The organism is Streptomyces sp. NPDC012769 (genome assembly GCF_042901205.1).
Taxonomy (GTDB): domain Bacteria; phylum Actinomycetota; class Actinomycetes; order Streptomycetales; family Streptomycetaceae; genus Streptomyces.
Window position 1 is genome coordinate 845314 of the sequence record NZ_JBIBCP010000003.1, and the last position, 11375, is coordinate 856688.

The 11375-nt window shown below is 74.0% G+C and carries 12 protein-coding genes; 7 read left to right on the plus strand and 5 right to left on the minus strand.

Translation table 11 applies throughout. The features are described 5' to 3' along the window. Positions 1 to 65: 65 nt before the first annotated feature. The gene (locus ACFY7C_RS18910; RefSeq protein WP_389651419.1) at positions 66 to 1478 is read right to left on the minus strand and encodes a sulfatase-like hydrolase/transferase; all 1413 of its coding nucleotides are present in this window, start codon (positions 1476 to 1478) and stop codon (positions 66 to 68) included. Positions 1479 to 1765: 287 nt separating this feature from the next. Here ACFY7C_RS18910 and ACFY7C_RS18915 point away from each other — a divergent pair, with 287 nt between their 5' ends. Then, the gene (locus tag ACFY7C_RS18915) at positions 1766 to 3013 is read left to right on the plus strand and encodes an ROK family protein (protein ID WP_389651422.1); all 1248 of its coding nucleotides are present in this window, start codon (positions 1766 to 1768) and stop codon (positions 3011 to 3013) included. 97 nt (positions 3014 to 3110) lie between these two features. After that, positions 3111 to 3623 (plus strand): DinB family protein, encoded by a 513-nt coding sequence (locus ACFY7C_RS18920; protein WP_389651425.1) that lies wholly within the window; start codon positions 3111 to 3113, stop codon positions 3621 to 3623. A gap of 60 nt (positions 3624 to 3683) precedes the next feature. On the opposite strand, the gene ACFY7C_RS18925 is transcribed toward ACFY7C_RS18920, so the two are convergent. Then, complete coding sequence (locus ACFY7C_RS18925) at positions 3684 to 4058, minus strand: hypothetical protein (RefSeq protein ID WP_389651428.1); 375 nt, start codon at positions 4056 to 4058, stop codon at positions 3684 to 3686. 174 nt (positions 4059 to 4232) lie between these two features. On the opposite strand from ACFY7C_RS18925, the gene ACFY7C_RS18930 reads away from it, so the two are divergent. Both ACFY7C_RS18930 and ACFY7C_RS18935 read left to right on the plus strand, forming a co-directional pair. Beyond that, entirely contained in the window at positions 4233 to 5702 is a 1470-nt protein-coding gene (locus tag ACFY7C_RS18930; protein ID WP_389651431.1) for a carboxylesterase/lipase family protein, read from the plus strand. Between the two features lie 95 nt (positions 5703 to 5797). Next, complete coding sequence (locus ACFY7C_RS18935) at positions 5798 to 6376, plus strand: hypothetical protein (RefSeq protein ID WP_389651433.1); 579 nt, start codon at positions 5798 to 5800, stop codon at positions 6374 to 6376. On the opposite strand, the gene ACFY7C_RS18940 is transcribed toward ACFY7C_RS18935, so the two are convergent. Next, positions 6349 to 7122, minus strand: a complete 774-nt coding sequence (locus ACFY7C_RS18940; protein ID WP_389651435.1) for a metallophosphoesterase — start codon at positions 7120 to 7122, stop codon at positions 6349 to 6351. The two genes, ACFY7C_RS18935 and ACFY7C_RS18940, sit on opposite strands and share 28 nt — an antisense overlap. Before the next feature lie 176 nt (positions 7123 to 7298). Here ACFY7C_RS18940 and ACFY7C_RS18945 point away from each other — a divergent pair, with 176 nt between their 5' ends. Then, entirely contained in the window at positions 7299 to 7994 is a 696-nt protein-coding gene (locus tag ACFY7C_RS18945) for an RraA family protein (RefSeq protein WP_389651438.1), read from the plus strand. A 132-nt stretch (positions 7995 to 8126) separates the two neighbouring features. On the opposite strand, the gene ACFY7C_RS18950 is transcribed toward ACFY7C_RS18945, so the two are convergent. Beyond that, positions 8127 to 8567, minus strand: a complete 441-nt coding sequence (locus ACFY7C_RS18950; protein WP_389651441.1) for an OsmC family protein — start codon at positions 8565 to 8567, stop codon at positions 8127 to 8129. A gap of 299 nt (positions 8568 to 8866) precedes the next feature. On the opposite strand from ACFY7C_RS18950, the gene ACFY7C_RS18955 reads away from it, so the two are divergent. Both ACFY7C_RS18955 and ACFY7C_RS18960 read left to right on the plus strand, forming a co-directional pair. Beyond that, the gene (locus tag ACFY7C_RS18955) at positions 8867 to 9199 is read left to right on the plus strand and encodes a hypothetical protein (protein WP_389651444.1); all 333 of its coding nucleotides are present in this window, start codon (positions 8867 to 8869) and stop codon (positions 9197 to 9199) included. 267 nt (positions 9200 to 9466) lie between these two features. Beyond that, positions 9467 to 10435 (plus strand): hypothetical protein, encoded by a 969-nt coding sequence (locus ACFY7C_RS18960; RefSeq protein ID WP_389651446.1) that lies wholly within the window; start codon positions 9467 to 9469, stop codon positions 10433 to 10435. Positions 10436 to 10571: 136 nt separating this feature from the next. Here the strand turns inward: ACFY7C_RS18960 and ACFY7C_RS18965 are convergent, their stop codons facing one another. Continuing rightward, positions 10572 to 11258, minus strand: a complete 687-nt coding sequence (locus ACFY7C_RS18965) for an NADPH-dependent F420 reductase (protein WP_389652753.1) — start codon at positions 11256 to 11258, stop codon at positions 10572 to 10574. Positions 11259 to 11375 lie beyond the last annotated feature (117 nt).

The following is an 11375-nucleotide window of genomic DNA, read 5'->3' on the forward strand; positions in this document are numbered from 1 at the left end:
CTGGCGGTCGCCTGTGCGGCCGTCACGTCCGGCCGCCACGTGAGCGGCGGGGACGTGCGGTTCGGTCAGGCGTGACCGAACCGCACTCCGCGCCACGGCACCCGGTCCTCCGGGAACGCGTCCGGTGACCGCTGGCCGAGCGTGCGGGGCGGCGCCGCCTCGATGGCGGCGTCGGCGCCCTCCACCTGCCGCAGCCAGGCGCAGAGCGAGTCCCGCAGCTCGTCCGCCACGCGCCGGTGCGAGGTGAGCCCGGCGAGGTTCTCCAGTTCGTACGGATCGGACCGGAGGTCGTACAGCTCCGTCTCGCGATAGCGGTCGGCGGCCTCCTCGCGCCAGGCGTCCGACCCGGGAGGCGCCGTCACCACGTACTTCCAGCGATCCGTGCGCACCGCGCGTCCGATCACGTCCTCGCTGATCTGCACGAACACCGAGGCCGGGCGGTCCGGTTCGTCGCCCCCGCCGACCAAGGGGCGCAGTGAGCGGCCGTGCAGGCCCTCGGGCACCTTCAGGCCCGCCGCGTCGAGCAGCGTCGGCATCAGGTCGACGGTGGAGACGGGCCGGCGGATGCGACCGCCGCCCCGGAATCCAGGGCCGGTGAGCACGAACGGCACGCGCACCGACGCCTCGTGGGCCGAGCGCTTGTATTCGCCGTTGCGGGTACGGAAGTGCGAGCCGTGGTCGGCGGTCCACGCCAGCACGGTGTCGTCCTCGATGCCCAGGCTGCGCAGTGTGTCCCGGAGCCGGCCCACGCCCTCGTCCACCCGCTTGATCTGGCCCAGATAGCCGCCGAGGTGGCGGTGCGCGCCGCCGTGGGCCGCGCCCGGGCTGAGCGCGGCGAGATCCGGCGGCAGCCACCGTCCCTCGAAACGCTCCCGGTAACCCTCCGGGGCCGGGTAGTCGTCCGTGGCGTTCTGGTGGTGCGGTTCCAGGAGCGACAGGAAGAGCAGGAAAGGGCGTTCGTGGTGATCGGCGACGAAGCGGATCGCGGCGTCGATCAGCGCGTCCGACCGGTATCCCGGCAGCCTCACCGGCTCGTTCCGCTCGTCGTACAGCACCGTCCGGTACGCCTCGGAGGTGAACTCCAGCCGGTCCGAGGCGAGCCAGCGCGTGTAGCCGCCGCGCCGCTCGGCCGGCACCGGCCCGTCGGGGTGTTCCTCCCCGGCGAGGTGCCACTTGCCGATGTAACCGGTCACATAGCCGGCCTCGGCGAAGGCCCCGGCCAGGGTGGGGATTTCCGCTCGGAGCGGAAGACCGTTGCGGAACACCCCGGTCGCCGTCGGGAAGCGGCCGGTCTGCAGGGCGGCTCGCGCGGGCGCGCACACCGGGTTGGCGGTGATGGCCTGCTCGACCAAGGTGCCCTCGCGGGCCAGCCGGTCGAACTCGGGTGTCACATCAGCCGGGTTGCCGTGCACGCCGGTGGTGTCCCACCGCTGCTGGTCGGTGAGCACCACGATCACATGGGGCGGGGCGGTCGGCATGCGGATCCCTTCGGGGGGTGTGAGGGAATTAATTTCGCAGAGGAAGTAAAGAGCGCGCCAGCGCGTCTGCCAAGAGGGCCGAGGGCACGAAACCCGCGCGGGACACAAAGAAGCCGCCGAGTCCCCGGGCGTGCGGAACATGCGGCGTACGCGGAGCGGGTGGACCGGCGGACGGTGGGGAGGGGGCCGAACGGTGCGGAACGGCAACTATCCACAGGCTCCCCCGCCGCTCGGCCGACGGTGGTTGAATCGGCCCCCCAGCGCGGAACGCCCGAGACGAGACACGCATGAGCCTGACCTCCCACACCCCCCGACCGGCCGGTGACGGCCGACGCGAGACCAACGCGGCCACCGTCCTGCGCACCGTCCTCGACCACGGACCCGTGGCCCGCAGCGCCATTGCCCGCCTCTCGGGACTCAGCCCGGCCGCCGTCTCCCGCCAGGCCACCGATCTGCTCCGCCAGGGCCTGCTGCGGGAACTACCCGAGCGCCCCGACCCCGTGGGGCGGGGCCGCCCGCAGATCCCCGTCGACCTGCACATCGACACCCGCGCGAGCCCCGTCGTCGGTGGCGTCCACCTCGGCGTGCCCGCGTCCACCTTCGGCCTGGTCGACCTGCGCGGGCGGCTCGTCGCCCGGCGCGCCTTCGGACACGAGGGTGCCGACCCCCGGGTCCTGCCCGCCCTCGTGGCCCGGGCCCTGCGGGCCTTCCTCGCCGAACACGTCGGCGCGCGCCCGCTGCTCGGTGTCGGCGCGGCCGTCGGCGGCTGGGTGGACCCCGACCACGGGCGTGTCGTCCGTCACGACGCCCTCGGCTGGTACCACCGCCCCCTCGCCGCCGAACTCACCCGAGGCCTCGGCGGCCGTACGGTGCGGGTCGACAACCACGCCCGGGCCGTCGCCCAGTCGGAGACCCTCTTCGGTCGCCCCGAGGCCCGCCGCAGCCTGGTGCACCTCTTCGTCGGCAACGTGGCCGACGCGGCCCTCGGCATCGCCGGCGTCGTCCACCAGGGCCCCGGATCCGCCGCCGGCGACGTGGCCCATCTGCCCGTACCGGGCTCCACCGTCCCCTGCCCGTGCGGGCGTTCGGGCTGCCTGGAGGCCACCGTGTCCGACCGGACGCTCGGTGAGACCGCGTACCGCAGGGGGATCGTGCCCGACCCCGACTCGTCCCTGCTCGTCGACGCGGCGGCGACCGGCGACCGGCGCGCCGACCGACTGCTGCGCGAGCGGGCCCGCGCGGTGGGACGCGCCGTCGCGCTGCTGCTCGACGTCCTCAACCCCGACCTGGTGGTCGTCACCGAGCAGGCCAGCCTGCTCGACCCCGACTACCTGGAGGAGATCCGCGGCGCCGCGGTGGACCACTCGCACGTCTGCGACGACCCCGACCGGATCGTCGGCCCCCACGCGGGACCGGCCGCCATGCCCGTGGCGGCGGGCACGGTCCTGCTGCACCCCCTGTTCAGAAACCCGCTGCGGGGCCTCGAACGCCTCACGGCGTCCGCCGGCCCGCCGCCGGGCGAGCCGCACGGCTGACCCCGTCGTCATCGTGCCCCGGCCCCGGCCCCGCCCGGCCCGGCCCGGCCCGGAAAATTTCCGGGCCGCCGGCCCCGGCCGCTTACAGGATGCGCGCATGAACGCAGACACAGACCACCGGATACCGCCGCCCCGCACCGCCGACGAACGCGCCACCCTCACCGCGATGCTCCAGTTCCAGCGCGACACGCTGGCGGCGAAGTGCGCGGGCCTCACCCCCGAACAGCTCAAGACTCGCGCCGTCGCCCCCTCCGGACTGTCTCTGCTCGGCCTGGTGCGCCACGCGGCCGAGGTCGAACGCGGCTGGTTCCGCAACGTGATCAACGGCGAGGACAGCCGCAGCCCCTGGACCCCGCCCGGCTCCACCGACTGGGCCGACTTCGACGTCGACGACGCCGATGCGGACGAGGCCTTCACCGTCTGGCGCGAGGAATGCGCCCGGGCCCGTGCGATCGTGGACGCGGCACCCAGCCTCGACATGACCGGCGGCCTCGACGACGACACCTACTCGCTGCGCTACGTCCTCGCCCACATGATCGAGGAGTACGCGCGCCACAACGGCCATGCCGACCTGCTGCGCGAACGGATCGACGGCAGCACGGGCGAATGACGGCAGGGGGACCACGTCCGGCCCCTGGCTTGGAGCGGCCCGGGCCGACCACGGGCCCCGCTATCGGATCGAGCTGTAGGCGTCCGTCACGCAGTCCGCCGCGCACCGCCCCTGCTCGTACGCGTGCCGCAGCGCGGCGGCCGCGTGCTCGCGGGCGCCCTCCTCGTAACCGAAACGCTGATGGGCGAGCCGTACGACGTCCTCGACGGTGACGATCGTCGGCTCGCCCCGCCCCGCCGCACCCCGCGCGGCGGCGATCGCCAGCTCCGCGGAACGGGTCAGGGCCCGTACGTACGCCTGCCAGGCGAGGGCCCGCGCCCGGCGCGGCGCGAGCGGGCGCACCGCCCGGCCCTTCCAGCGCGCGCCGGCCGCGACGAGCACGGCGCCGGTCACCACCACCAGGACGCCGACGGGGGCGTCGGGACTCACATTCACACGGCCTGCCTTCCCCACCGGGGCCCGGCCCAACCGGGCGGGTCTCGCGGCGCGCCCGCGACCGGTGGCGCCGACTCTTTGGCCTTGGTGATGACACGTGTAAATTGAGCGTGTCACGCTGCCCGCAGCACCGCGCCGCCGCTCACGCACCGGCCAGGCCAGGAAGGCACGCCCATGTCCCCGGATTCCCCCCTCGTGACCACGACCCGCGGCCCGGTCCGCGGCGAACAGCGGGCCGACGGAAGCTGCCGTTTCCTCGGCATCCCCTACGCCGAGCCGCCGGTCGGCGCCCTCCGTTTCGCCGCGCCCGTGCCGCCCCGGCCATGGACCGAACCCCTGGACGCCACGGCGTACGGACCGACCGCCCAGCGCCGCCCCTTCGCCGAGGTGACCACCATCCCCGAACCGTCCGTGCCGGGCGCCGGCGTGCTCAACCTCAACGTGTTCACGCCCGAGCCTGACCCGGAGGCCGGACTTCCGGTGCTCGTGTGGATCCACGGCGGCGGCTATGTCGCGGGCTCGGCCGCCAGCCCGTGGTACGACGGGGCCGCGTTCAACCGTGACGGCGTGGTGCTCGTCTCGCTCGGCTACCGGCTCGGCGTCGAGGGTTTCCTCCATCTGGACGACGCCCCGGACAATCGTGGCGTACGGGACTGGATCGCCGCACTGGAGTGGGTGAGGGAGAACATCGCGCGCTTCGGCGGCGACCCGGCCAGGGTGACCGTCGCCGGGCAGTCGGCGGGCGGCGGCGCCGTGCAGACCCTGCTGGCCGTGCCGGCCGCGCGCGGACTCTTCCGTGGTGCACTCTCCGTCTCCGGCGCCGTGATGCGGCCCGACGGGCCGGCGGTCGCCCGTGCCGTCTCGCGCCTGTTCACCGCCCGCACCGGCCTGCCCGCCACGGCCGCCGCGCTCCAGGATCTGGGCGACGACGAGCTCAGCGACCTCCAGGACCGGCTCGGTGCCCCCGGGCCCGACCGCGAGGGGCTGCCGCCGATGCTGTCCCTCGCGCCCTTCGCCGACGGCGAGCTCATCCCCGAGCCGGTCCTGGATGCCCTGACAGCGGGTGACGCGGGCGCCGATATCCCGCTGATGCTGGGCTTCACCGCCCACGAGTTCGACATGATCCCCGCCCCCGGCCCCGACGCGCCGCCCCTGCCGGTCCTGCTCGGCGGCCTCGGCCTGGACGGGGACCGGGCGGCCGCCTTCTTTGAGGCGTACGCGGACAACGACCCCACCGGTCCCACCGGCTCCGTCGGTCACTTCGGCAAGGCCCTCACCGACGTGACCTTCCGTGCCCCGTCCCTCGCCGTCGCCGACGCCCGCGCGGAGCGCGAACGGCCCACCTGGCTCTACCAGTTCGAGTGGGCCTCGCCCGTCAACGGCCTGGCCTACCACTGCCTCGACCTGCCCTTCGCCTTCGACCTCCTCGACGCCGAGGGGGTCGAGGCCGCCGCCGGGCCCACCCCGCCCCAACCGCTCGCGGACGCCCTCCACCGCGCCTGGGTCGCCTTCGTCACCGACCAGGACCCGGGCCCTGACTGGCCCCCGTACACCTCCGCCACCCGCACCACCAGGCTCTGGAACGCACCCCCCACCACGGCCGACGACCCTCTCCGGCACGTCCGCGCGATCTGGCTCGACTGAGGGGCGGCAGGGTCGCCCCGCCGGGGTGTGGTTGAACACGTTCAACTTGTCTGGCAGGGTGGGGCCGGACATGCGTCGCCGACAGGGGAGAGCTCGTGAGGGGCGAAAACGGAGTGCGGGTTCCGGTCCGCGCGGTCACGCTGCTCCTGGTGGCGTTGCTGAGCGCGTGTGCCGGCCCGTACCAGTACTACGAGGGCACCGGCGTGCACGACGTCACGGCGGCCGAGGTAGCCGGGACCTGGGAGAACGTCGAGCGGACGCGGGTGACGTTGCACCGTGACGGCAGCGCGCTCGTCGAGCGGCTCGACGGCGCCGACTTCGACTTCGACCGAGGGTGGCGGCTGTCCGGCACGGGGACCTGGGAGCTGGCCGACCGCAGCGGGGGACAGCGCGTCCGCCTCACCCTGACGAAGCGGACCGCCGTGGAGGCGCGCCCCGCCGCCACCGCCGACCCCGCCGCCACAGACGGCGCAGCCGGCGCCGCCGGCGCCAGTGCCTCGGCCGATTCCGCCCCGGCCACCTACACCTGGCACTTCTACGTGGACCGCGCGGACGGCCCTGACTCCCACGGGGACGACGTCGTGCTGTTCTTCTTCTTCGGCGATCCCGACATCGGCAACACGTACGTCATGCGCCGCGCGCCGGATCAGCCGCCGAGCGGCACGCTTCGGTAGTGCGTCGTCAGCCGGCCGTCCTCGGAGAGGAGATGGAAGGCCAGCGACGGCGCCATCTCGTCCCGGTAGACGTAGTCCGTCGGGCCGCCGGTCTGTTCCCACGGCAGCTTCGAGGTCGACACCACGCCGGGCGCCACCAGGAGCGGGCGGTCGGCGAAGGTGGTGGCCGCGGCGGTGTGGGAGTGGCCGCAGAGGAAGGCGGTGACGGAGGGATGACGGCGGGTCAGGGCGGCGAGGCGGTCCTCGCCGAACTGGCGCAGGCCGTCGACGTAGGGCATGCCGAGCGTCGTCGGCGGGTGGTGGAAGCCCACGAAGACCGGAGTGCCCTCCGGCGTCCGCGCCAGTTCCTCCTCCAGCCAGGCCAGCGTCTCGTCCTCCAGGAAACCCTCGTCCTTGCCCGGCACCGACGAGTCGCACAGCGCGAGGACGAAGCCGTCCCGGCGGAGCACCTGGTTCACGGGCGCCTCCGGGGCCGGCGGCTCGGCGCCGAGCAGCACCCGCCGGAAGACGTCCCGGCGATCGTGGTTGCCCGGGCAGGTGAGCACCGGGTGCCGAGTGGTCAGGACGTTCTCGCGGATCCAGGCGTACTCCGACTCGGCGCCGTTGTCGGCGAGATCGCCGGTGACGATCACCGCGTCGAAGTCGTACGCGAGCGAGTCCAGGAACCTCATGGTCGCTCTCGTGCGCTCCCGGCTGCGCGGCGAGTCGTCGACGTGGATGTCACTGAGGTGCGCGATCACGATCACCGTTCGTCCCCTTCACGGTCCTCGGAGGGTTCTTTTCTCACGGAGCGGAACGTATCCCGCTCCCGTGCGCCACCGCACGGGCCAACCCCCATGCATTGGCCCTTTCCTGACGCTCGGAGCGGACTAGCCTCGGACCGCCGCACTCGCGCCCACCTCGCCGAAGGGACCGTCGCCCCATGCACAAGAGGTTCACCGAGCTCTCGACCCCGCTGGTCGCCGACGCCTGCGTACGGCTCGGGGTGCCGCTGCGGGCCGCACCCGCCGGCATCCTGCCGGTGGTCCCCGGTCACCGCGTCGCCGGGCGGGCGCTCCCCGTCCGGCACTACGGCAGCGTCGATGTCTTCCTGGAGGCCTTCACCACCCACGCCGCCCCCGGCGACGTGCTCGTCATCGACAACGAGGGCCGCGAGGACGAGGCCTGCGTCGGCGACCTCGCCGTCCTGGAGGCGAAGGTCACCGGTCTCGCCGGCGTCGTCGTCTGGGGCCTGCACCGCGACACCGCCGACCTGGTCGAGATCGGCATGCCGGTCTTCTCCTATGGGGCCCACGCCCCCGGCCCCGTACGCCTCGACCCGCGCGGGCCGGAGGCCCTGCGCACCGCTCGCTTCGGCGCGCACACCGTCGGCGCCGACGACGCCGTCTTCGCCGACGACGACGGCGTGCTGTTCGTGGCGGCCGACCGCGTCGACGCCGTGCTCGACACCGCCGAGACCATTTTCCGCACCGAGCGGAACCAAGCCCGGCGGATCCGGGCGGGGGAGACCCTGCGCGACCAGACCCGCTTCGACGAGTACCTCCGACGGCGGGCCGAAGACCCGGAGTACACCTTCCGGCAGCACCTGCGTCGCATCGGCGGTGCCATCGAGGAGTAGGACCGGGCCGCCCGGACCCGGCGGTGCGCCACGACCGGCCCCGCCGACAGGGCCCGGCAGGGCGTGGTCTGCCTGGAAGCGCCACAGTCCCGGCCCGCGTCCGGTGCGGCGCGCCGGCCCCGGCCGGGTGGCTCAGCCCGCGCGGAAACCGGTCGATCCGTCCGGCAGCAGTGCCTCGACCTCCGCGCCGTGCTCCACGGTGCGGCTCACCGTGCAGTACTTCTCGTGCGTGAGCCGCACCCCGCGGGCGAACACGTCCGCCGCCCGCGGGTTGTTGTCGGGCAGCTCGAACTCGTAACTCACCCTGATCCGCCCGATCCGGCCGTCGTCCTCCGGGCCCGCCACGCCCTCCACCACGATCCGCAGGTCGTCGTGGTCGACGGCCCGCGCCGTCCGGTCGATGACCAGCCCGCCACAGCCGCCCATCGCCGCGAGCAGCAGCTCGACGGGCGTGAACGACGGCTGGGCCGCCGCGTCGTCTTCGGCCGCGATCCGCACCTCGGCGCCACGGTCGTTGCGGGCGGTCCAGGTGCGGTATCCGGTGCGGACGGTCTCGATCCGGTAGTCGGCCATGACGACACTGCTCCTCGCTGCGGGGACGGCATGCGGCCGCGAGCGCGTCCGCACGGCCATCCCATCACTCCCGCCCGGCGCGTGCCCACGAGGAAACGCCCTCCCGTACGGCGGCCGCCCACGCGCTGGTTCGACAACCTCACGACGAACCGCGCTCCACCCGCACGACGGGGCGGGGGTGTGGTGTGGGACGCCACCGGCGACCACGCGGCGCACGTGCGGCACTGAGTACCCGGGGCGGAGTGGACTGAGTACCTCGTCCGATGTTCCGGCGCCGGGACCGCTGATGAACTGTCGTCATGACCGACGACGCCCCGCGCACCGCCGCCGCCCGCCCCCTCCGCCACGTCACCGCCACGGCCACCGCCACCGGTTCGGCGCTCGCCGTGGCGCTGCTGCCGGTCGTGGTCGGCGCGCTCCTGGCCCGCTCGGTGGGTGGTGACCCGATGGCGTCCGTCAACGCGCTCATCGCGGGCGGCGGACAGCGAGCCCGCCTCTCCCGCACCCAGCTGCGCGGCTGCGGCGGCCGGGCCGTCGCCACGGCCCGCGGCGTATGGGGCCAGTCCGGGCGCCGCCGGTCGGCCGAGCAGCCGGTCCCGGCGCGCGGTGACGTCATGCGCTCCGTCGCGTAGCGGGAGGCGCGGATCCCGCTCAGGGCGTGGCCGCCTGCGCCCGGCACGTGACTCCTGGCAGGCGGGGCTGTCCGCCGTACGGTCCGCCGCACGGCGGTCATGGTGTGACGGACCGACGCCGACACCGACTCCGGCTCCGACGCCAATGAGTCCGTTCTGTCACAGGGAGTCGGAATGTCGGACATGGGCTTGCCCGCTCCTTGTGTGATCCACAGACTCCCGTCGGTGGGCACGACACCGGACACACCGACGACAAGGAGCCCAGCCATGCGTTCCGCCCGACATCGCCGCGCAGCGGCCGTCACCAGTGTGCTGACAGCCGCCCTGCTCGCCTGCCTGCCCGTCGGCTCGGCCGCCGCGCGGGACGGCAGCGGTCACCGTGACGAACCGTCCCTCGGCCGCATCCTGGTCAACCCGCCGACGGCCTCCCTGGTGCTGCCCTTCGACAGCATCACGGACTCCTCCGCGGAGCGGCGCCTCAGCGACGTCGCGCAGAACCGGCTCACCACACGCTGCATGGCCCGCTACGGCGTGACCTACGCACGTCAGGATCCGCCCGTGGTCTCCGGCCCCGAGGACCGCCACCGCTACCTCTTCGGCCTCGCCGACCCCGTCTTCGCCGCCACCCACGGCTACGACCGCACGGCCGGGGAGCCCCGCCCGCCGCGCCCGGAGCAACCCGAGTTGGACGAGGACGCCTTCACCGCCCTGTACGGCCACCGGCCCGGCGACACACCGCCGTTCCACGACCCGCTCTCGGAGGAGGAGGCCCAGGAGCAGGACAGCGGAGTCCAGGTCAACGGCCGCACCGTCCCCGTCGACGGCTGCCTCGGCGAGGGCTACCGCACGCTCTACGTCCCGACCCGGGCGAGCCTCGACCCCACGTTCCCGTTCCAGCTCGCCGCCGAGGCGCACGCCCGTGCCAAGGAGGACTCACGCCTGCAGCGGGTCTACCGGCTCTGGTCGCGCTGCATGGAGCGCGCCGGCTACCCGGGCATCGAGAACCCGTACCTGGTGCAGGAGAAGCTCAACCTGTGGGACGACCCGGGCGGGCCCGAGGCGATCGCGGCCGCGGTCAAGGACGTGGCCTGCAAGCGGAAGGTGAACCTGGTGGGGTTCGGGGCCGCCGTCGAGACGGCCTACCAGGAGCAGGTCTCCACGGAGGTCGCGGATCCGCTCGCCGCCTACCGCACCCAGCGCGCCGCCCGCCTCGCCCTCGCGGCCACCCTTCCCTGACCCGTGGCGACCGGGCCGGGAAGTCACACGCGCCGGCGGACCGACCCACCCCGACGGGCGTCCGGCCGTGGTTCCGGACCGTCCTGACGTCCCGTCACTCCGGAGCGCCGTCGTACCGAGAGAGAACCCCGTCGGCTCAGCCGCGAAAGGCAGCCGGGCGCTCGGGGGAGGCGTCGGCGAGGGCCTGACGGACCGCGTCCACGCCCGCGCGCAGGCCGTAGACGGGCGTATCGGGCTGCTGGCGCCAGGAGTCGTCGATGCCGCCCGCGTCGACCGTGTCGAAGCCGAGCTCGTCGATGAGCGCGCGCACCGTCTTCTTCGCCACCTCGTCGTCCCCCGCGACCGGCAGCGCGATCCGCTCCGGGTCGCCGGCCGGGAGCGGGCGGTCGAGGATGTCCTGGGCGTAGGTGCCGTTGAAGGCCTTGATCACGGGGTGGCCGAGCTGCCGCTCGGTCCAGCGGCTCTCGGTGAGGCCCTCGTCCTCGATGGCGGCGATGCGGCCGTCGCGCTCCCGCGGGTAGTAGTTGCCGGTGTCGAGGACGGCGAAGCCCTCCGCCGCACCGTCGAACAGCCCGGCCGGCAGGTCGGGGACCGCCTTGAGCGGGACGGTCACGATCACCACCTCCGCGCCCCGCGCGGCCTCCGTGACCGGGACCGGCGTCGCGCCGGTCTCCTCGGCCAGTGCCGTGAGGGTGTGCGGGCCCCGCGAGTTGGCGACGGACACCTCGTGCCCGAGCGCCGTGAGACGACGGGTGAGGTTGCCGCCGATGTTGCCTGCCCCGATGATGCCGATCTTCATCGTCGTGCCTTCCGCATGGGGAATGTCCTGGTGGCCGAGCCTGCGACCGGGCGGTGTGCACCGCCGTCACGCCTCTGCGCAACCGTCCCGTCCGGGACGGCTATTCCCGGCGACGTGAGGGCCTGGCGGGATCGGTGTGAA